This window comes from Pseudomonas sp. B21-035, from assembly GCF_024748945.1.
Taxonomy (GTDB): domain Bacteria; phylum Pseudomonadota; class Gammaproteobacteria; order Pseudomonadales; family Pseudomonadaceae; genus Aquipseudomonas.
In genome coordinates this window covers 1787066-1807965 of the sequence record NZ_CP087179.1, presented here as the reverse complement: position 1 = coordinate 1807965, position 20900 = coordinate 1787066, and the positions used below count along the sequence as shown (strand labels likewise).

General features: G+C 62.5%; 18 protein-coding genes and 1 pseudogene. 16 read left to right on the top strand and 3 right to left on the bottom strand.

The window, feature by feature from the left end; all coding sequences use genetic code 11:
* Positions 1 to 465 precede the first annotated feature (465 nt).
* The 12 genes and pseudogenes from ccoN to LOY22_RS08295 all read left to right on the top strand — a co-directional run bounded on the left by ccoN (position 466) and on the right by LOY22_RS08295 (position 12296).
* Positions 466 to 1907, top strand: a pseudogene (ccoN, locus tag LOY22_RS08350) (cytochrome-c oxidase, cbb3-type subunit I).
* Positions 1907 to 2515, top strand: coding sequence for a cytochrome-c oxidase, cbb3-type subunit II (ccoO, locus tag LOY22_RS08345; RefSeq protein WP_036994387.1), 609 nt, complete (start codon positions 1907 to 1909; stop codon positions 2513 to 2515). The pseudogene ccoN and the gene ccoO overlap by 1 nt, the downstream one beginning before the upstream one ends.
* Before the next feature lie 5 nt (positions 2516 to 2520).
* A complete protein-coding gene (locus LOY22_RS08340; RefSeq protein WP_010225992.1) occupies positions 2521 to 2718 on the top strand; it encodes a CcoQ/FixQ family Cbb3-type cytochrome c oxidase assembly chaperone in 198 nt (65 codons plus the stop codon).
* On the top strand, positions 2715 to 3695 hold the full coding sequence (gene ccoP, locus LOY22_RS08335; RefSeq protein ID WP_045200473.1) for a cytochrome-c oxidase, cbb3-type subunit III: 981 nt from the start codon (positions 2715 to 2717) through the stop codon (positions 3693 to 3695). The genes LOY22_RS08340 and ccoP overlap by 4 nt, the downstream gene beginning before the upstream one ends.
* A gap of 251 nt (positions 3696 to 3946) precedes the next feature.
* Entirely contained in the window at positions 3947 to 5362 is a 1416-nt protein-coding gene (ccoG, locus tag LOY22_RS08330) for a cytochrome c oxidase accessory protein CcoG (protein WP_045200470.1), read from the top strand.
* A 12-nt stretch (positions 5363 to 5374) separates the two neighbouring features.
* A complete protein-coding gene (locus tag LOY22_RS08325) occupies positions 5375 to 5914 on the top strand; it encodes a FixH family protein (protein WP_045200468.1) in 540 nt (179 codons plus the stop codon).
* 106 nt (positions 5915 to 6020) lie between these two features.
* Positions 6021 to 8474 carry a heavy metal translocating P-type ATPase gene (locus tag LOY22_RS08320; RefSeq protein WP_093385420.1) on the top strand — a complete coding sequence of 818 codons (2454 nt, stop codon included), beginning with the start codon at positions 6021 to 6023 and terminating at the stop codon, positions 8472 to 8474.
* 12 nt (positions 8475 to 8486) lie between these two features.
* Positions 8487 to 8699, top strand: a complete 213-nt coding sequence (gene ccoS, locus LOY22_RS08315) for a cbb3-type cytochrome oxidase assembly protein CcoS (RefSeq protein WP_093385423.1) — start codon at positions 8487 to 8489, stop codon at positions 8697 to 8699.
* Positions 8692 to 9375, top strand: a complete 684-nt coding sequence (locus LOY22_RS08310; protein ID WP_258597110.1) for a sulfite exporter TauE/SafE family protein — start codon at positions 8692 to 8694, stop codon at positions 9373 to 9375. Before ccoS ends, LOY22_RS08310 begins: the two co-directional genes overlap by 8 nt.
* Before the next feature lie 83 nt (positions 9376 to 9458).
* Complete coding sequence (hemN, locus tag LOY22_RS08305) at positions 9459 to 10841, top strand: oxygen-independent coproporphyrinogen III oxidase (protein ID WP_093385431.1); 1383 nt, start codon at positions 9459 to 9461, stop codon at positions 10839 to 10841.
* Positions 10842 to 10959: 118 nt separating this feature from the next.
* The gene (gene fnrA / locus LOY22_RS08300; RefSeq protein ID WP_010226003.1) at positions 10960 to 11694 is read left to right on the top strand and encodes a Crp/Fnr family transcriptional regulator FnrA; all 735 of its coding nucleotides are present in this window, start codon (positions 10960 to 10962) and stop codon (positions 11692 to 11694) included.
* A 53-nt stretch (positions 11695 to 11747) separates the two neighbouring features.
* Positions 11748 to 12296, top strand: coding sequence for an adenine phosphoribosyltransferase (locus LOY22_RS08295; protein ID WP_045200461.1), 549 nt, complete (start codon positions 11748 to 11750; stop codon positions 12294 to 12296).
* Between the two features lie 78 nt (positions 12297 to 12374).
* Here the strand turns inward: LOY22_RS08295 and recR are convergent, their stop codons facing one another.
* On the bottom strand, positions 12375 to 12977 hold the full coding sequence (recR, locus tag LOY22_RS08290; protein WP_045200459.1) for a recombination mediator RecR: 603 nt from the start codon (positions 12975 to 12977) through the stop codon (positions 12375 to 12377).
* A gap of 365 nt (positions 12978 to 13342) precedes the next feature.
* On the opposite strand from recR, the gene LOY22_RS08285 reads away from it, so the two are divergent.
* The 4 genes from LOY22_RS08285 to LOY22_RS08270 all read left to right on the top strand — a co-directional run bounded on the left by LOY22_RS08285 (position 13343) and on the right by LOY22_RS08270 (position 18358).
* Positions 13343 to 13888, top strand: coding sequence for a fimbrial protein (locus tag LOY22_RS08285; protein ID WP_045200457.1), 546 nt, complete (start codon positions 13343 to 13345; stop codon positions 13886 to 13888).
* Between the two features lie 59 nt (positions 13889 to 13947).
* Positions 13948 to 14694 carry a fimbria/pilus periplasmic chaperone gene (locus LOY22_RS08280; protein WP_176794283.1) on the top strand — a complete coding sequence of 249 codons (747 nt, stop codon included), beginning with the start codon at positions 13948 to 13950 and terminating at the stop codon, positions 14692 to 14694.
* Positions 14695 to 14879: 185 nt separating this feature from the next.
* Complete coding sequence (locus LOY22_RS08275) at positions 14880 to 17348, top strand: fimbria/pilus outer membrane usher protein (RefSeq protein WP_258597109.1); 2469 nt, start codon at positions 14880 to 14882, stop codon at positions 17346 to 17348.
* 158 nt (positions 17349 to 17506) lie between these two features.
* Positions 17507 to 18358, top strand: coding sequence for a fimbrial protein (locus LOY22_RS08270; protein WP_176794284.1), 852 nt, complete (start codon positions 17507 to 17509; stop codon positions 18356 to 18358).
* Positions 18359 to 18408: 50 nt separating this feature from the next.
* Here the strand turns inward: LOY22_RS08270 and LOY22_RS08265 are convergent, their stop codons facing one another.
* Together LOY22_RS08265 and dnaX are read right to left on the bottom strand one after the other, a co-directional pair.
* The gene (locus tag LOY22_RS08265; protein WP_010226011.1) at positions 18409 to 18735 is read right to left on the bottom strand and encodes a YbaB/EbfC family nucleoid-associated protein; all 327 of its coding nucleotides are present in this window, start codon (positions 18733 to 18735) and stop codon (positions 18409 to 18411) included.
* A 69-nt stretch (positions 18736 to 18804) separates the two neighbouring features.
* Positions 18805 to 20796 (bottom strand): DNA polymerase III subunit gamma/tau, encoded by a 1992-nt coding sequence (gene dnaX / locus LOY22_RS08260; RefSeq protein ID WP_258597108.1) that lies wholly within the window; start codon positions 20794 to 20796, stop codon positions 18805 to 18807.
* Between the last annotated feature and the right edge of the window lie 104 nt (positions 20797 to 20900).

The following is a 20900-nucleotide window of genomic DNA, read 5'->3' as shown; positions in this document are numbered from 1 at the left end:
GACTCAAACCGCCGCATCGGCACCCGATGCGGCGGTTCCCTTCGCCCCTTGCGACCAAGTGTCGCACCCCGCCCTACCCCCGCCTTGCACCCCCCTCGATCACAACTAAGCTTGTTGCCACAGCGACTGAAACAGCCGGTGTGTTTGCACCTTTTTGGGGCATTTTTCGCCAGCGGTTCTGCGCAAAGGCTGATGGGGCCGACTCAAGCGCCGATCGGCGAGTGATGAACGGTACTGCGCACGCGCTCATCGAAAGCCTTTGCCATAGACGAAAAATCAAATTTTGGTACACATATCAGATAATTAATTGTGTACAATTTGCCCGCCACAAAGGCTCGAAACCGCCGTGGAACAGGCTTTGGCAAGGATCGGCGCGGGCGCCATCGCGTTGCAATAACCACACGGTTTATACATACTTGCGCCGATTTTTACCCTATAAAAACACCCAAACCGTGGAACCTTAGAATGAGCACAGCAATCAGTCCGACTGCTTATAACTATAAGGTCGTCCGCCAGTTCGCCATCATGACGGTGGTCTGGGGGATCCTTGGCATGGGGCTTGGTGTCTTCATCGCCTCGCAACTGGTCTGGCCCAGCTGAACCTGGACCTGCCGTGGACGAGCTTCGGACGCCTTCGCCCATTGCACACCAACCTGGTGATCTTCGCCTTCGGTGGTTGTGCACTGTTTGCCACTTCCTACTATGTCGTGCAGCGAACCTGCCAGACGCGACTGATTTCCGACAGCCTCGCGGCCTTCACCTTCTGGGGTTGGCAAGCGGTCATCGTCGGTGCGCTCATTACCTTGCCGCTGGGCTACACCACGACCAAGGAATACGCCGAGCTGGAATGGCCGATCGCCATTTTGCTGGCCATTGTCTGGGTCACCTACGGCGTGGTGTTCTTCGGCACCATCGTCAAGCGCAAGACCAAGCACATCTATGTCGGTAACTGGTTCTACGGCGCCTTCATCGTGGTTACCGCGATGCTGCACATCGTCAACCACGCCTCGTTGCCAGTCAGCCTGTTCAAGTCCTACTCGGCGTATTCGGGTGCCACCGATGCGATGATCCAGTGGTGGTACGGCCACAACGCCGTAGGTTTCTTCCTGACCACGGGCTTTCTCGGCATGATGTACTACTTCGTGCCGAAACAGGCCGAGCGCCCGATCTACTCCTATCGCCTGTCGATCGTGCACTTCTGGGCGCTGATCACCCTGTACATCTGGGCCGGCCCGCATCATTTGCACTACACCGCCCTGCCGGACTGGGCACAGTCGCTGGGCATGGCCATGTCGATCATCCTCCTGGCGCCAAGCTGGGGCGGCATGATCAACGGCATGATGACCCTCTCGGGCGCCTGGCATAAGCTGCGTACCGACCCGATCCTGCGCTTCCTCGTGGTTTCGCTGGCGTTCTACGGCATGTCGACCTTCGAAGGTCCGATGATGGCGATCAAGACCGTCAACTCGCTGTCGCACTACACCGACTGGACCGTCGGCCACGTACACGCCGGCGCCCTTGGCTGGGTAGCGATGATTTCGATCGGCGCCTTGTACCACATGATTCCGAAGGTCTACGGCCGCGAGCAGATGCACAGCACCGGCCTGATCAATGCGCACTTCTGGCTGGCGACCATCGGTACCGTACTGTACATCTCCTCGATGTGGGTCAACGGCATCACCCAGGGCCTGATGTGGCGTGCAATCAACGATGACGGCACCCTCACCTACTCCTTCGTCGAAGCCCTGCAGGCCAGCCATCCGGGCTTTATCGTCCGTGCCCTGGGCGGTGCGTTCTTCGCCTCCGGCATGCTGCTGATGGCGTACAACGTTTGCCGTACCGTGCGCGCCTCGAAGCCGGCCGAAGCTGAAGCCGCCGCTCAGATCGCTGTAGTTGGAGCTCACTGATGAAGCATGAAGTAGTCGAGAAGAATATCGGCCTGCTGGCCTTCTTCATGGTCATCGCCGTGAGCATCGGCGGCCTGACCCAGATCGTCCCGCTGTTCTTCCAGGACGTCACCAACAAGCCGGTCGAGGGTATGAAGCCGCGTACCGCGCTTGAGCTCGAAGGCCGCGACATCTATATCCGCGAAGGCTGCGTGCAGTGCCACTCGCAGATGATCCGGCCGTTCCGTGCCGAAACCGAACGCTATGGCCACTACTCGGTCGCCGGTGAAAGCGTCTGGGACCACCCATTCCTCTGGGGCTCCAAGCGTACCGGCCCGGACCTGGCCCGCGTCGGCGGTCGTTACTCCGACGACTGGCACCGTGCTCACCTGTACAACCCGCGCAACGTCGTGCCCGAGTCGAAGATGCCGGCCTACCCATGGTTGGTGGAGAACAAGCTCGATGGCAAGGACACGGTGAAGAAGATGGAAGTCCTGCGCACCCTCGGCACGCCGTACACCGATGAAGACATCGCCGGTGCCCGCGACGCGGTCAAGGGCAAGACTGAAATGGACGCCCTGGTTGCCTACCTGCAAGGCCTGGGCACCATCATCAAAAGCAAACGGTGACATTGATGGATATCGGGATGATTCGTGGCCTGGGCACCGTCGTGGTGATGGTGGCCTTTATCGGCCTGGCGTTGTGGGTGTTCAGTTCTCGGCGCAAGTCCGAGTTCGACGAAGCGACCATGCTGCCCTTCGCGGATGATCCCGAAGCCAGCAAGCACGTCGAGCAAGCGCAAGCGAAAGCGTCTAGGAGTAACAACGAATGACTACCTTCTGGAGTCTGTACGTCACCGTTTTGAGTCTGGGCACCATCTTCGCCCTGACCTGGCTGCTGCTGTCCACCCGCAAGGGCCAGCGCAGCGAAACCACTGAAGAAACCGTGGGCCACGCCTACGACGGCATCGAGGAGTACGACAACCCGCTGCCAAAATGGTGGTTCATGCTGTTCGTCGGCACCATCGTTTTCGCCCTTGGCTACCTGGTGCTGTACCCGGGCCTGGGTAACTGGAAAGGCATCCTGCCGGGCTACCAGTACCTGGACAACGACAAGAAAACCGAGTTTGCCAACGGCCAGGCCGGCTGGACCGGCGTGCACGAGTGGGAAAAGGAAATGGCCCGCTCGGACGCCAAGTTCGGGCCGATCTTCGCCAAATTCGCGTCGATGCCTATTGAAGAAGTGGCCAAGGACCCACAAGCGCTGAAGATGGGCGGGCGCCTGTTCGCCTCCAACTGCGCGGTGTGCCATGGCTCCGACGCCAAGGGCTCCTACGGCTTCCCTAACCTCACCGACAACGACTGGCGTTGGGGCGGCGAACCGGAAACCATCAAGGCCACCATCATGGGCGGTCGTCACGGGGTGATGCCGGCCTGGGCCGAAGTCATCGGCGAACAAGGTGTTGCCGACGTTGCTGCCTACGTGCTGACCAACCTCGATGGCCGCACCCTGCCCAAGGATGCCAAGGCGGATCCGGCCAACGGCCAGAAGCTGTTTGCCGCCAACTGCGTGGCCTGCCACGGCCCTGAAGGCAAGGGCACCCCGGCCATGGGCGCGCCCAACCTGACCCACCCGACCGCGTTCATCTACGGTTCGAGCTTCGCCCAACTGCAGCAGACCATCCGTTACGGCCGCCAGGGCCAGATGCCTGCCCAGGAAGCAATCCAGGGCAACGACAAGGTCCACCTGCTGGCCGCCTATGTCTACAGCCTGTCGCACCAGCCTGAGAAAACCGCTGAAGCGCAGTAATTCGCCCAGCTGGCAAAAGCCCCGTCAGTGAAACTGCCGGGGCTTTTTTATAGACCCTGTCCCGTCCCATGACCTGTGTCAATTGACACGGGCCAATACACTATTAACCGCGATTCCCCAACGCGGCCAAAGGTCGCACCCCTCCCCCCTGGCGGCAGGACAGGCGTATCATGCGCCCTAGAGCAGCAAGCTTTCGACTGCGGCCGGCAGGTACTGGCCGCGGCACTTCTCCACTGCCGTGGGACTCAATGATGAGCAAGCAGATTCCGGTACATGACGTCACCCCGCCTGCCAGTAAAGACACCAGCAGCGTCGATCTCTACGCCTCCCGAGAAAAAATCTACACCCGCGCCTTCACCGGCGTGTTCCGCAACTTGCGCATGGTCGGCGGCGCCGTCCTGTTCCTGCTGTACTTTGGTACGGTATGGCTGAACTGGGGTGGCCACCAGGCCGTCTGGTGGAACCTGCCGGAGCGCAAGTTCTACATTTTCGGCACCACCATCTGGCCTCAGGACTTCATCCTGCTCTCGGGCCTGCTGATCGTCGCCGCCTTCGGCCTGTTCTTCATCACCGTTTACGCCGGCCGCGTCTGGTGCGGCTACACCTGCCCGCAAAGCGTGTGGACCTGGATCTTCATGTGGTGCGAGAAAGTCACCGAAGGTGACCGCAACCAGCGCATGAAGCTCGACAAGGCGCCAATGAGCGGCAACAAATTCCTGCGCAAGCTGGCCAAGCACAGCCTGTGGCTGAGCATCGGCTTTGTCACCGGCATGACTTTCGTCGGCTACTTCTCGCCGATCCGCGAGCTGGTGATTGAGTTCTTTACCGGCCAGGCCGACGGCTGGGCCTATTTCTGGGTCGGCTTCTTCACCCTGGCCACCTACGGCAACGCCGGCTGGCTGCGCGAGCAAGTGTGCGTGTACATGTGCCCGTATGCACGCTTCCAGAGCGTGATGTTCGACAAAGACACCCTGATCGTTTCCTACGACCCGCGCCGCGGCGAAACCCGTGGCCCGCGTAAAAAAGACCTGGACTACAAGGCCAAGGGCCTGGGCGACTGCATCGACTGCACCATGTGTGTACAGGTGTGCCCGACCGGCATCGACATCCGTGACGGCCTGCAGATCGAGTGCATCGGCTGCGCCGCCTGCATCGACGCCTGCGACACCATCATGGACAAGATGAACTACCCCAAAGGCCTGATCAGCTACACCACCGAGCACAACCTGTCGGGGCAGAAGACCCACATGGTGCGCCCGCGCCTGATCGGTTATGCCGTGGTGCTGTTGACCATGATCGGCCTGCTCACTACCGCGTTCGTCATGCGTCCGCTGGTCGGTTTCGACGTCAGCAAGGACCGCGTGCTGTACCGCGAGAACGCCCAGGGGCGGATCGAGAACGTCTACAGCCTGAAGGTCATGAACAAGGACCAGCGCGACCACGTCTACGTGCTCGAAGCCGGCGGCCTGCCTGACCTCAAGCTTGAGGGCGCACGGGAAATCCGCGTCGCGGCCGGCGATATCGTCAGCCTGCCGGTACAACTGTCGATGGCGCCGGAGCAACTGCCGTCGACCACCAACGAAGTCATCTTCACCCTCAAGGACGCTGACGACAGCGCCACCCAGGTTGAAGCCAAGAGCCGCTTCATCGGCCCGCAAATTCGATAAGAGACTGAGCCCATGCCTTCTGCAACTGCCGCAAGCCCCTGGTACAAGCACCTCTGGCCGTGGATCATCATCGGTGTATTGGCCACCTCGGTGACCCTCAGCCTGACCATGGTGACCATCGCGGTGAACAACCCGGACAACCTGGTCAACGACAACTACTACGAGGCCGGCAAAGGCATCAACCGCTCGCTGGACCGCGAGCTGCTGGCCCAGACCCTCAACCTCAAGGCCAGCGTGCACCTGGACGCGCTGACCGGTGAAGTCGACCTGCGCCTGACCGGCAACAGCCAGCCGCAAACCCTGGAGCTGAACCTCATTTCGCCGACCCAGCCGGAGAAGGACCGCAAGATCATGCTGACCCGCAGCGACAGCGAAGCCGGCCGCTACCTCGGCCAGCTTGGCGACAAGGTCGAGGGCCGGCGTTTCGTCGAGCTGCTGGGCAGCCAGGACGCGCATGTCTGGCGCCTGTTCGAGGAAGAAGAAGTCGCTCACGACAAGACCCTGGTACTCGGTGACGAGGCGCTGCAAGGGGCTGAACACCTCGAGAAATAAGTCGTTGCTGATCGCGGGGCAAGCCCGCTCCCACAGGTGCAATGAATCCCTGTGGGAGCGGGCTTGACCCGCGATCAGCCCAACACCACACCTTGCGACTGACACCATGACCAGCCCCACGCCCTGCTACCACTGCGCCCTGCCCGTGCCCGCCGGCAGCCACTTCACCGCCGTGGTGCTTGGCCAGCCGCGGGCGTTTTGCTGTCCGGGCTGCCAGGCGGTGGCCGAAGCCATCGTCGCCGGCAACCTGGAAAGCTATTACCAGCACCGCAGTGAAGCCAGCGCCAACCCCGATGCCCTGCCCCAGCAACTGGTCGACGAACTGGCCCTGTACGACCGCGCCGATGTGCAAAAGCCCTTCGTGCGCCACAGCGGCGAGCTGGCCGAAACCACCCTGCTGATCGAAGGCATCAGTTGCGCCGCTTGCGGCTGGCTGATCGAAAAGCACCTGCGCAACCTGCCGGCGGTGGCCGAGGCGCGTTTGAACCTGTCCAACCACCGCCTGCAGGTGAGCTGGGCCGACAGTGCGTTGCCGCTGTCCAAGCTGCTCGCCGAGCTGCGCCACATCGGCTACGCCGCCCACCCCTACCAGGCCGACCGCGCCGCCGAACAACTGGCCAGCGAGAACCGCACCGCCCTGCGCCAACTGGGCGTGGCCGGGCTGCTGTGGTTCCAGGCGATGATGGCAACCATGGCCACCTGGCCGGAGTTCAACATCGACCTGAGCCCGGAGCTGCACACCATCCTGCGCTGGGTGGCGATGTTCCTTACCACGCCGATCGTGTTCTACAGCTGCGCACCGTTTTTTCGCGGCGCCGCCCGCGACCTGCGTACCCGCCACCTGACCATGGACGTCTCGGTATCGCTGGCCATCGGCCTGGCCTACGGTGCCGGGATCTGGACCGCAATCACCGGCAGCGGCGAGCTGTACTTCGACGCCGTGGGCATGTTCGCCCTGTTCCTGCTCGCCGGACGCTACCTTGAGCGCCGCGCCCGCGAGCGCACTGCCGCCGCTACCGCGCAACTGGTCAACCTGCTGCCGGCCTCGTGCCTGCGCCTGGGCGCGGCCGGGCAGAGCGAGCGGATCCTGCTCAGCGAACTGCGCCTCAAAGACTGCGTGTTGATCCAGCCAGGCCACGTGATCCCCGCCGACGGGCGCATCGTCAGTGGCCAGTCGAGCATCGACGAGTCGCTGCTTACCGGCGAGTACCTGCCGCAACCACGCAGCGCTGGCGACGCAGTCACCGCCGGCACCCTCAACGTCGAGAGCGCGCTGACCGTCGAGGTCCAGGCTCTGGGCCAGGACACTCGCCTGTCGGCGATCGTGCGCCTGCTGGAGCGGGCACAGTCGGAAAAACCGCGCCTGGCGGAAATCGCCGACCGCGCCTCGCAGTGGTTCTTGTTGTTTACCCTGATCGCCTCGGCCGCCATCGGCCTGCTGTGGTGGCAGATCGACCCGTCGCGGGCGTTCTGGATCGTCCTGGCCATGCTGGTCGCTACCTGCCCCTGCGCCCTGTCGCTGGCCACCCCGACCGCGCTGACTGCCGCCACCGGCACCCTGCACAAGCTCGGCCTGCTGCTGACCCGCGGCCACGTGCTGGAAGGCCTGAACCAGATCGACACGGTAATCTTCGACAAGACCGGCACCCTCACCGAAGGCCGCCTGACCTTGCGCGCAATCCGCCCCTTGCGCGACACCGACGCCGATCGTTGCCTGATGCTCGCCGCCGCCCTCGAAAACCGCTCCGAGCACCCCATCGCCCGCGCCTTTGGCCGCGCCAGCCAGGCTGCCGACGAAGTTCAGGCAATGCCCGGGCTGGGTCTTGAAGGCAAGGTAGGCGAGCACGTGCTGCGCATCGGCGAAGCCGGCTTTGTCTGCGCCCTCAGCGGCGCCCCCACACCGGCGATGCCAGACGAAGCCGGGCAATGGCTGTTGCTCGGTGACCAGCAAGGCCCGCTGGCCTGGTTCGTCCTCGACGACCGCCTGCGCAGCGATGCCGCCGACCTGCTGGCGGCCTGCCGCGCCCGTGGCTGGCAGACCCTGCTGCTGTCTGGCGACAGCTCGCCGATGGTCCACAGCGTGGCCGCCGAACTGCAGATCGACCAGGCCATTGGCAGCCTGCGCCCGGACGACAAGCTGGAGCAACTCAAGGCCCTGCAGCAGCAAGGGCGCAAGGTGTTGATGCTCGGCGACGGGGTCAACGATGTGCCAATCCTGGCGGCGGCCGACATCAGCATCGCCATGGGCTCGGCCACCGACCTGGCCAAGACCAGCGCCGACGCGGTGCTGCTGTCCAACCGCCTGGACGCCCTGGTCCAGGCCTTCAGCCTGGCCCGGCGCACCCGGCGGATCATTATCGAGAACCTGCTGTGGGCCTCGGCGTATAATGGCGTCATGCTGCCGTTTGCCGCACTGGGCTGGATCACGCCAATCTGGGCGGCGGTCGGCATGTCGGTCAGTTCGCTGATCGTGGTCCTCAATGCCCTGCGCCTGACCCGCGTCAGCGGCCTGCCGGCCAGCCATGCGCCAGCCACTGCCACGCATCCCGCGACGGCCTGACCAGGAGCCCCCATGCCCGCGCTTTACATCATGATCCCGGCGGCCCTGCTGATCGTCGCCATCGCTATCTACATCTTCTTCTGGGCGGTGGACAGCGGCCAGTACGACGACCTCGACGGCCCGGCCCACAGCATCCTCTTCGACGACCAGGACCCGCAGCACCAGGCGGCCATGGACGAGGCCGACGGCAAGAAACCCGACGACGGTACCCCGCGCCGTGACTGAACTTCTGCCCCTGCTCAGCTCGGCGTTGATTCTCGGCCTGCTCGGTGGTGGCCATTGCCTGGGCATGTGCGGCGGCCTCATGGGCGCGCTGACCCTGGCCATTCCCAAGGAGCAACGCAGCCGCCGCTTTCGCCTGCTACTGGCCTACAACCTGGGGCGCATCCTCAGTTATGCCCTGGCCGGCCTGCTGCTCGGCCTGGCCGGCTGGGCGGTGACCAACAGCCCGGTGGCGACCGCCATGCGCGTACTGGCGGCGCTGCTGCTGATCAGCATGGGCCTGTACCTGGCCGGCTGGTGGAGCGGCCTGACCCGTATCGAGGGCCTGGGCCGGGGCCTGTGGCGGCATATACAGCCGCTGGCCAACCGCCTGCTGCCGGTCTCCAGCCTGCCGCGCGCCCTGCTGCTGGGCGCCCTGTGGGGCTGGCTGCCGTGCGGGCTGGTGTACAGCACCCTGCTCTGGGCCGCGAGCCAGGGCAATGCCGCCGACAGCGCGCTGTTGATGCTGGCCTTCGGCCTGGGCACCTGGCCGGTACTGCTGGCCACCGGCCTTGCCGCCGAACGCACCAGCGCCCTGCTGCGCCAGCGGGGCGTGCGTATCGCCGGCGGCGTGCTGGTGATGCTGTTTGGCCTGTGGACCCTGCCAGGGCCACACCAGCACTGGCTGATGGGCCACTGAAGCGGCGTTGATACAAATCAACACGGGTTTGCCCGGCACTCCCTAGACTCCGGACACTGCTGCTCTTTCTGGGGACTGCCCGCATGCTCGACGTTCTTCGTTGGGACTCCGACCTGATTCGCCGCTACGACCTGGCCGGCCCACGCTACACCTCCTACCCGACCGCGGTGCAACTGCACAGCGAAGTCGGCTCCTTCGACCTGCTGCACGCCCTGCGTGACAGCCGTCGTGCCGTTCGCCCACTGTCGATCTATGTGCACGTGCCGTTCTGCGCCAACATCTGCTACTACTGCGCCTGCAACAAGGTCATCACCAAGGACCGTGGCCGCGCCGCGCCCTACCTGCAGCGCCTGGAGCAGGAAATCCAGCTGATCGCCTGCCACCTGGACCCCAAGCAGACCGTCGAGCAGTTGCACTTTGGCGGCGGCACCCCGACCTTCCTCAGCCACGTCGAGCTGCGCCAGCTGATGGCCCACTTGCGCCAGCATTTCAACCTGCTGGATGACGACTCCGGCGACTACGGCATTGAAATCGACCCGCGCGAGGCCGACTGGTCGACCATGGGCCTGCTCCGTGAGCTCGGCTTCAACCGCGTCAGCCTCGGCGTGCAGGACCTCGACCCGGTTGTGCAGCGGGCGATCAACCGCCTGCAGAGCCTGGAGCAGACCCGGGCGATCATCGAAGCGGCGCGCACCCTGCAATTTCGCTCGATCAACCTCGACCTGATCTACGGCCTGCCCAAGCAGACCCCGGAAGGTTTTGCCCGCACCGTCGAGGAAGTGATCAAGCTGCAGCCCGATCGCCTCTCGGTGTTCAACTATGCGCACCTGCCGGAACGCTTCATGCCCCAGCGGCGCATCGACAGCAACGAGCTGCCGGCCCCGGCGGCAAAACTGGAAATGCTCCACAACACCATCGAGCAACTGACCGCCGCTGGCTACGTGTACATCGGCATGGACCACTTCGCCCTGCCCGATGACGAGCTGGCGATTGCCCAGGAAGAGTCGACCCTGCAGCGCAACTTCCAGGGCTACACCACCCACGGGCATTGCGACCTGATTGGCCTGGGGGTCTCGGCCATCAGCCAGATCGGCGACCTCTATTGCCAGAACAGCAGCGACCTCAACACCTACCAGGACACCTTGTCCACCGCTCAACTGGCGACCAGCCGCGGCTTGATCTGCAGCGAGGATGACCGCCTGCGCCGGGCGGTGATCCAGCAATTGATCTGCCATTTCGAACTGGACTTCGCAACCATCGAGCGGGATTTCACCATTGACTTTCGCGGCTATTTCAACGACCAGTGGCCCGCCCTGCAGGCCATGCACAAGGATGGCCTGATCGAACTAGGCAACGACAGCATCAAGGTGCTGCCCGCCGGACGACTGCTGGTGCGCTCGGTGTGCATGGTGTTCGATGCCTACCTGGACCTGCACAATCGCCAACGTTTCTCCCGGGTTATCTGAGGTTTTTTGTCGCAGTCTTGTCCCGTCTGGCCTCGGCACAATCGTCCAAGCTGGCCGAAACACCCTAGCCTGGGTTACCCTTACGGCTTATGTGTGCTTTCCCACAAGGATTGAAGAAATGTCCGAGCCAGTTAAACTGCGCCCCCATAACCAGGCCCATTGCAAGGATTGCAGCCTGGCGCCTCTGTGCCTGCCCTTGTCATTGAACTTGGAAGACATGGATGCACTGGATGAAATCGTCAAACGCGGGCGTCCGCTGAAAAAAGGCGAGTTTCTGTTCCGCCAGGGCGACAATTTTGGCTCGGTCTATGCGGTGCGCTCCGGCGCCCTGAAAACCTTCAGCCTGAGCGACAGCGGCGAAGAGCAGATCACCGGCTTCCACCTGCCCAGCGAACTGGTTGGCCTGTCCGGCATGGACACCGAAGCCTACCCGGTGTCGGCCCAGGCCCAGGAAACCACCTCGGTGTGCGAGATTCCTTTCGAGCGCCTGGATGAGCTGTCGGTGCAACTGCCACAGCTGCGTCGCCAGCTGATGCGGGTGATGAGCCGGGAAATCCGCGACGACCAGCAAATGATGCTGCTGCTGTCGAAAAAGACCGCTGACGAGCGCATCGCCACCTTCCTGGTCAACCTTTCGGCGCGCTTCCGCGCCCGTGGTTACTCGGCCAACCAGTTCCGCCTGAGCATGTCACGCAACGAAATCGGCAATTACCTGGGCCTGGCGGTCGAGACCGTCTCACGGGTGTTCACGCGCTTTCAGCAGAACGGCCTGATCCAGGCCGAGGGCAAGGAAATCCATATCCTAGACCCGATTCAGCTGTGCGCCCTGGCCGGTGGTTCGCTGGAAAGCTGACCCCGCGGATAACAGGTATACTGGCGGGCATTCGTTTCTCAGGATACCCGCCCATGCCCAGCGCCACTTTCGACCTCAAAGCCCTGATCCGCCCCGTACCGGACTTCCCCAAGCCGGGCGTGATCTTTCGCGACATCACCCCGCTGTTCCAGTCGCCGCGGGGCCTGCGCCATGTCGCCGATGCCTTTATCGAACGCTATGTTGAAACCGAGTTCAGCCATATCGGCGCGATGGATGCGCGCGGCTTTCTGATCGGCTCGATCATCGCCCACCAGTTGAACAAACCCCTGATCCTGTTTCGCAAGCAAGGCAAGCTGCCGGCCGACGTGCTCGCCGAGGGCTACCAGACCGAGTACGGCGAAGCCTTCCTCGAAGTGCACGCCGACAGCCTCTGCGAAGGCGACTCGGTACTGATTTTTGATGACCTGATCGCCACCGGCGGCACCCTGCTGGCCGCCACCAAACTGGTACGGCGCATGGGCGCGCAGGTATATGAGGCGGCGGCGATCATCGATCTGCCGGAGCTGGGTGGCTCGCAGCGCCTGAACGACGTGGGTGTGCCGACCTTCTGCCTGACCGAGTTCTCGCTGAGCGAGTATTGACAGCATCGCGGGGCAAGCCCGCTCCCACAGGCTAAGGTTCTGTGGGAGCGGGCTTGCCCCGCGATTAAAGACCCAGGGTTACAGCGAGATCGGTTTGCGCCCGGCGAACGAATGCGCCAGGGTGCCGCCGTCGACCAGCTCCAGCTCACCGCCCAATGGCACACCGTGGGCGATACGAGACGCGACCAGACCTTTGTCGGCCAGCAACTGGGCGATGTAATGGGCGGTCGCTTCACCTTCCACCGTCGGGTTGGTGGCCAGGATTACTTCGGTGAAGCTGCCCTGCTCCTCGATCCGCGCCATCAGTTGCGGAATGCCGATGGCTTCCGGGCCCAGGCCATCAAGCGGCGACAAATGCCCTTTGAGCACGAAGTAACGGCCACGGTAGCCGGTCTGCTCGACGGCATAGACATCCATCGGCCCTTCTACCACGCACAATAACGTGTCGTCCCGGCGCGTGTCGGAACACTGCGGGCACAGCTCCTGCTCGGTCAGGGTCCGGCACTGGCGGCAATGCCCCACCCCTTCCATGGCCTGGTTCAAGGCCTGGGCCAGCCGGGTACCGCCACTGCGATCGCGCTCAAGTAGCTGCAAGGCCATGCGCTGGGCGGTTTTCTGTCCGACGCCAGGCAAGATGCGCAACGCGTCGATCAGCTGTCGGATAAGAGGACTGAAACTCATGGGAAAAGGCCTTGATGCAAGTGAAGGCGGTTTATACCTGCCCGACTGGGCAACGTCAAATCTTACAGACATTAAGACTAGCCGCGTAAGAAGCTAATGTTTCTTTCACGCTAACAGTAATATTGCCTACATCACATAAAGCATACCACCCCCTTTCTAACACTTCCTGCCTCACTCCTTTCTATAAACACCCAATCTTACAATACCCGGCTAAGTTCCCTCCGCCATCACCACCCTTCTTCCTACATCCAGCCAAACAAATAATCCGCATAATTTCCTGGCGCTCAAAAGCAAGTAAATATGTCTATGCAACACCTCATTTTACTTATCAACGCGCAATCTTAATTAATCCACTTGGAAAAAAAATGAACACACGCATTTTCGCTCTTGCCCTGTCCTTACCTCTGTTGGCTGGCGTCACCCTCAATGCCCAGGCAACTGATGGCCTGATCGATTTCACCGGCAGCATCTCGGGCACCACTTGCACCATCAACGGCGGCCCTGGCGGCCAGAACTTCACTGTTGCCATGAGCCCGGCGCATACCACCGAATTCACTACTGTCGGCAGTATCGCCCAACCTCGCCCCTTCGAGATCTCCCTGACCAACTGTGTCGCTGGCACCAGCGGCCAAGTGGACATCGAGTTCCTGGGCGGCGCCAATGTGCAGAACGGCCGACTGAACATGGATGCCGGTCCTACCAGCGCAACTGGCGTGCAGTACCAACTGCTCAACCAGGCGGGCATTCCGATCATTATCGGCGGGGTAAGCGGTGGCCAAAACACTGTCCCCGTAGAACTGGTAGATGGCGCTGCGACCCTGCGCTACACCAGCCAGTACTACGCTTCCGCCGCAGCGGTCACCCCGGGTGCCGCCAACTCCCGCGTTCAGTACGTGATCAATCTGCCGTAATGAACCAGCAGGCGCGCCTTGCGCGTCTGCTACCCCCAATCAGGTCGGATATCGCTTTCATGACTCGCTTTTCTTCCTTCCTGCTGGCTGCCCTCGCGCTACTGGCGGCCAGCGCACCCGCGCATGCCAGCGTTGTAATTACCGGCACCCGTATCATCTTTGCGGCACAAGAGCGCGAGGCTACCGTCAACCTCCTCAACAATGGCAAAGACCCCAGCCTGGTTCAGGTCTGGGTAGACGATGGCGATTCCCGAGCAGCACCCGAGACTCTACAGGTCCCCTTTACCGTAACGCCGGCGCTGGCCCGCATCGAACCTGCTCAAGGGCAGAGTATTCGCCTGTTGCACACCGGCAGCCCGATGGCCAGTGATCGAGAGTCAATCTTCTGGTTCAACATGTTAGAAGTCCCCCCAAAAGCCAAAGACAGCAACGTCCTGCAACTGGCCTTTCGTACCCGCATCAAGCTGCTGTACCGCCCACAAGGCCTGCCAGGCAAGCCCGAGGACGCACCCGCCCTGGTAACCTGGCACCGAGCGCCTGGCCAGGACGGCAAGCCGCACACGCTGGTTGGCCGCAACCCAACGGCCTACTTTGTCAATCTCGGGGGAATAAAAGTCGAATTCAACGGCCAGTCGACGTCCTTGGGCACCGGCTATATTGCACCTTATTCGCTCGCACACTTCAGCCCTTCGGCACCTATTAATCCAAGCGCAACCATCAACTTTACCAGCATTAATGATTATGGCGCAGACCATAACAATAGCGCGCCCCTAAGTGCAGTGACGGCTACTACACCCAGCCCATAGCCTTACTCCTTATCTGACACTCCGGGCGGTCTCGAAGTTTTCGTGCGTGCCCAGGTTTACTATTGGCACTTCTGAAAATGACGATAATGTTATTGCACTTTCGCTCGCATCGAAAAAGCTCAGCTTCGTTAGTAAGCCGATTACCCGTTGGCCTGGCCAGTCTGTTGCTTTGGCAAGTACCGGCCATGGCCGACACACCTTCGTCCGCACTTGTCGAGTTTGAACCGGCGTTTTTGGGCAACGGTAGTACCTCCCCCGTGGACCTCTCGCGCTATCAGCGGCGCAACATCACAAGCCCCGGAACCTACAGCGTGGATGTGCTGGTCAACGATAACTGGCACGGGCGCATGAACCTCAGCTTCAAGGCCTGGCCCGGTAAAGAAGAAGCCCTGGCCTGTTTCGACAACGCTTTGCTGGAGCGTCTGGGCCTGGATACCAGCAAGTTCAGCCCGCAGGCGCAACAGCAGCTGCTTGCCGTCGATACCTGCATCCCCCTGGACGGCGCACTTGACGATGCCAGCAGCCGCCTGGATTTTGCCAGCCAACGCCTGTACCTGTCGGTACCGCAAATCGCGGTCAAGCGCAGTGCGCGTGAAACAGTCGACCCGGCGCAATGGGATGAGGGCATAACGGCGGGTTTTCTCAATTACAATCTCAACAACTACAGCACCCGGCACCGCAATCAGGATAATTCGCGCCAGACCTACCTGGGCTTGGGGGCCGGGCTCAACATCGGGCCATGGCGCCTGCGTCATGACGGTTCACTGAACTGGAGCGACCAGGGCCAGCACCGCTATCAGAGCATTGCCAGCTATGCCCAACGCGATATCACGCCCTGGCGCTCGCAACTGACCCTGGGCGAAAGCTACACCTCGGGCGAGCTGTTCGACTCATTGAGTTTCACCGGCATACGCCTGGCCAGCGACAATCGTATGCTCCCCGCCTCGCAGCGCGGCTATGCCCCCATAGTCCGCGGGATTGCCAGCAGTAATGCCCGGGTAGTGGTCCGCCAACGCGGCGTGACCCTGCATGAAACCACTGTGGCGCCAGGCGCCTTCGAAATCGATGATTTGTATGCAACCGGCTACGGTGGCGATCTGGAGGTCACGGTAACCGAGGCCGACGGCCGCGAACATAGCTTCTCCGTGCCTTACGCTGCTGTTCCGTTATCCTTGCGCGCCGGCTCCAGCCGCTTCAGTGCAACCCTGGGTACCCTGCGTAACCAGGCACTGGACAGTGACCCGGTATTTGTCGAAGGTACCTGGCAATATGGCCTGAACAACCTGGTCAGCACCTACAGCGGCATGACCCTGGCATCAGGGTATGGCTCGGCCTTGTTCGGTGGCAGCCTGAACACTGAGCTTGGTGCGTTCGGCGCCGACCTCACCCAGGCCCGCACCCATCTGCCCGGGCTCGGCAGCCAGCAAGGCCAGAGCCTGCGCCTGAGCTATGCCAAGACCCTGAGTGAAACCGACACACAAATCGCTCTGGCGACCTATCGCTACTCGACCCGCGGCTTTTATGGCCTGGAAGACGCCCAGTTGAGCCGCCAGTTCCTGCGCGATGCAGGCGATCAGCGCCACCAGCGTCATCGCAATCGCACTACCCTGTCGCTGGCGCAACCGCTGGCCGAGCACTATGGACAGTTGCACTTGAGTGCCTCGGCATCCAGCTATTGGGACCATGCCGGCAGCGACGTCAACTATTCGATCGGCTACAGCAATCACTACAAGACGCTGGGCTATACCCTCAGCAGCACCAGGGAACGTGACCGCTTCGGGCGCGCCGACAACACCTATTTCCTGAGCTTGTCCCTGCCCCTGGGCGGCGAACGCGCGCGTAGCCTCAGCAGCAGTATTTCCAGGGACGGCAGAGGCAACAGCCGGGCCCAGGCCACGCTCACCGGCGCCCTCAGTGCCGATCAGCAGGTCAACTATGGCATCACCGCCAGCCAGGATCGCTCCGATGGCCTGAACAACCATACGCTGAGCAGCAACGTACTGTACCGCGGCTCTGCCGCCGAACTCAGTGCATCGATCAGTCAGGGCCGGCATACCTCACAAGCCTCGCTCGGCCTGCGCGGCGCCATTGTCGCCCACGCCGATGGCATGACCTTGTCGCAACCCTTGAGTGAGACCTTCGGGTTGATTCAGGCCAAAGATGCCGATGGCGCTCGGGTGATTTCGGCGTCCGCGCTGAAAGTCGACAGCAGCGGCTACGCGGTCGTCCCGAACCTTACGCCTTACCAACGCAATACGGTTGCCATTGACCCCAAGGGCTTGTCGACCGATGTCGAGCTGCAATCGAGCAGCCAGCAGACCGTGCCGCGCGCCGGCGCCATTGCGTTGCTGGTGTTCCAGACCCGCTCCGGACGTTCGGCCGTCATCCATGCCCGCCAGGCCGATGGCCAGCCGCTGCCGTTTGGCGCCGCAGTACTGGATAGCCAAGGTAACGAGCTGGGCGCGGTGGGCCAGGGTAGCCAATTGTTTGCCCGCGGCCTGCAGGATGCTGGTGAGTTGATCGTGCGCTGGGACAGCGGCCTGGCAGGCAACTGCCGAATTACCTATGCCCTGCCCGCCGCCGCGAAAAAAGCCGCGAACGCTGCACCACAGAACATTCACTCCGTTTGCCTCGCCCCCCCAGCCCACCCTTGACCCGCCGAGACCTGCCCATGTTTTGTTCTCTACCCGCGCGCCTCGCCGGCGCTACAGGATTGTTGCTGCTGGCCCACTGCGCAATCAGTACCGCCAGCTGCCAGCATATCGGCGCAGGCCCGTCCCAGGCTTACATCACCGTAGACTCGAGATTGACGGTGTCTGCCGCAGACCCGGTCGGCACGGTGATTTATGACAGCAACACCCGGTTCGCGACACGCATGGCCTACCGTTGCTCAGCCGCCCATGAGCAGCGCGCCGGCTTTACCCAGGGCTTCACTCACATCGGTGAGGGCATTCATCAAACCAACCTGGAGGGTATCGGTATCAAGATCACCGGTTCCGAAGCCGGCGCCAGTCGTTTTTACCGCTGGCCGGTTCCTACTACCAGACATCCTGCCGGCACTACCGACGTAACCCCTTGGTACAGACTGCAGTTGATCAAGACCGGACCGGTAACCAGTGGGGTGCTGTTTTTCCCTCAGACAATCATTAGCCACACCTTTGAGCCGCATCATATCCCGGCCAATACCGCCAGGCTGACGATGGTGCAAACCCGAGTAGAGGTTGTTTCGGCCGATCCCACCTGCGCCGTCGACCCCGGTTCGAAAACCATCCCCGTTAACCTGCGGGATCATCCAGCAGGGTTCTTCGACGCTGTTGGCAAGGCTACCGCACCCCAGCCACTTGAAATCCGCCTCAACTGTGCCGGCGGCAGTAGCGGCAGCCGCCTCAACGTCAGCTATACCGTCAGCGACGCCAGCAACCCGGGCAACCAGACCTCCATCATCAGCCTGGCCAGTCACGCTACTGCACGTGGCATCGGCATTCGCTTGTTGCGTAGCGACAACACCCCGATCGTGCTGGGCACCCGGCAACCGGGCGGTACGGTCGGAGCAGGCCCGGTAACGCATCGCATCCCCCTGCTCGCGCAGTATGTGCAGACCGCATCCCGGGTAACCCCAGGCTCCGCGCCAGGCCGGGCGACATTTCTGATGAGTTATGACTGAGCAGAAAAAAGCCAGGCAATAGCCTGGCTTTTATTTACGCTGCGACCGCCTCAGAACGGCATCTTGAAGCCCGGCGGCAACTGCATGCCGGCGGTCATGCCGCCCATTTTTTCCTGGCTGTTGGCTTCGACCTTGCGCACCGCGTCGTTGACGGCGGCGGCGATCAGGTCTTCGAGCACTTCCTTGTCTTCCTGCATCAGGCTGTCGTCCAGGCTGATGCGCTTGACGTCGTGACGACCGGTCATCACCACGCTGACCAGGCCGGCACCGGATTGGCCAGTCACTTCGGCGTTGGCCAGTTCTTCCTGCATCTTGGCCATTTTTTCCTGCATCTGCTGGGCCTGCTTCATCAGGCCGGCCATGCCACCTTTCATCATGGGGTTCACCTCAACTATTAGCTTACGGGGTGCGGCGAGGGTCGGGCCCGGGCCGCTGCTGTTTTTCCGTTACTCGCCCTGGGCAACCGGGGCGTCGACAGGTTCAATCGTATCGTGGCGGACCATGGCGCCGAACTGCTGGATCATCTGCTGGATCAGCGGATCATCCTCGATCGAGGCCTCGGCCAGGCCCTGGCGCTCGGCGCGTTTGCGGGCTGCGGCCTGGGCGGGGGTTTCCTGCTCCGGGCGAATCAGCTCGATGGTCAATTTGAGCGTACGGCCCAGGTGCTGGTTCAACGCATCGTTCAGGCGCCGCTGTTGCGTGCTGTTAAACAGGGCGCTGTGGGCCGGGTCCAGGTGCAGCAGCCAGTCGTCGCCTTCGGCGCTGATCAGCGTACAGTTGGCGGCGATATTGCCGGTCATCCCGGAAATCGGCAACTGCGGGAACAATTCCAGCCATTTCAGCGCCAGCCCCGTGGCCGGTTGCGCGGCCGGCAAGGGCTCGGCCGGTGGCGCGTCGACTTCGTGGGCATGCTCGATGGCCAGCTCGTCCAGATAACTGTAGCTGGCCGGGTCCATTTCCGGCTCGTAATAATCTTCGTCCAGCGGCGGTTCGTCGTCGCGGTCCATGCCAGCCGGGCTGTAGCCGATACCGTCGTCGGGCGTCGGCATATCCACTGCGGTTGCCTGCTGAACCGGCGCCGGCGGCGCTTCAACGACAAGCGGTTCAGGCTCGACCTCGACCTCGACGGCGACAGGATCGTTCCAGGGCAGATCGACCACCGGCTCAGGCGCAGAGACCCCGACAGGGGTGGGCTCTGGCTCTGCAACGGGTTCCGGTTCAGCAACCACAGGCACCGGTGCAACCGCCATGGCTGGCGCAGCCTGGGGGGCTACTGCCACCGCGTTTGCAGAATCAGCTGTGGCCTGGCTGATCCCCACCGGCTTTAGCACCGGTCTCGGTGCATCGTCGCTGTCGGCGGGGCGGAACGCCAGCATGCGCAGCAGGACCATTTCAAAGCCGCCACGCGGATCTGGTGCCAATGGCAGGTCGCGACGGCCGATCAGGCCCATCTGGTAATAAAACTGCACATCTTCGGCCGGCAATGCCTGGGCCAAAGCCAGCACTCGGTCACGATCGCCCTGGCCGTTGTCAACTGCCTCAGGCAGCGCCTGGGCAATGGCCACGCGGTGCAGCACATTGAGCATTTCGGCGAGCACGCCGTTCCAGTCCGGCCCCTGCTCGGCCAAATGACGAACGGCTTCGAGCAAGGCCCGGGCGTCACCTTCGAGCAACGCCTGCAGTACGCCATACACCTGGCCATGATCCAGAGTGCCGAGCATCGCCCGCACATCTGCGGCCAACACCTTGCCTTCACCGAAGGCGATGGCCTGGTCGGTCAGGCTCATGGCGTCGCGCATCGAGCCGTCCGCGGCGCGGCCGAGCAGCCACAGGGCGTCGTCTTCGAAGGGGACGTTTTCGGCCCCGAGCACATGGCTCAGGTGCTCGACGACCCGTTCGGGGGTCATGTTCTTCAGCGAGAACTGCAGGCAGCGCGAGAGGATGGTCGCCGGCAGTTTCTGCGGGTCGGTGGTGGCGAGGATGAACTTGACGTAGGGCGGCGGCTCTTCCAGCGTCTTCAGCAAGGCGTTGAACGAGTGGCTGGAGAGCATGTGCACTTCGTCGATCAGGTAGACCTTGAAGCGCCCGCGGCTCGGTGCGTACTGCACGTTGTCGAGCAGCTCGCGGGTGTCTTCGACCTTGGTGCGACTGGCGGCGTCGATTTCGATCAGGTCGACAAAGCGCCCCTCATCGATCTCCCGGCACACCGAGCAGGTACCGCAAGGCGTCGAGGTGATGCCGGTTTCGCAGTTAAGGCACTTGGCGATGATCCGCGCAATGGTGGTCTTGCCCACACCGCGGGTACCGGTGAACAGGTAGGCATGGTGCAGGCGCTGGTTGTCCAGCGCGTTGATCAAGGCCTTGAGCACATGGGTCTGGCCGACCATTTCGCGGAACGAGCGCGGACGCCATTTACGTGCAAGAACCTGATAACTCATCGAAAACCGTCGCGACTGCAAGCTGAAGACCGCTAATCGTAGCGGAGCGGGGGCAAAATTGCACCCTGCCGATCTCGGCTAAGCTGTCAGGCGGGCCGGCATCA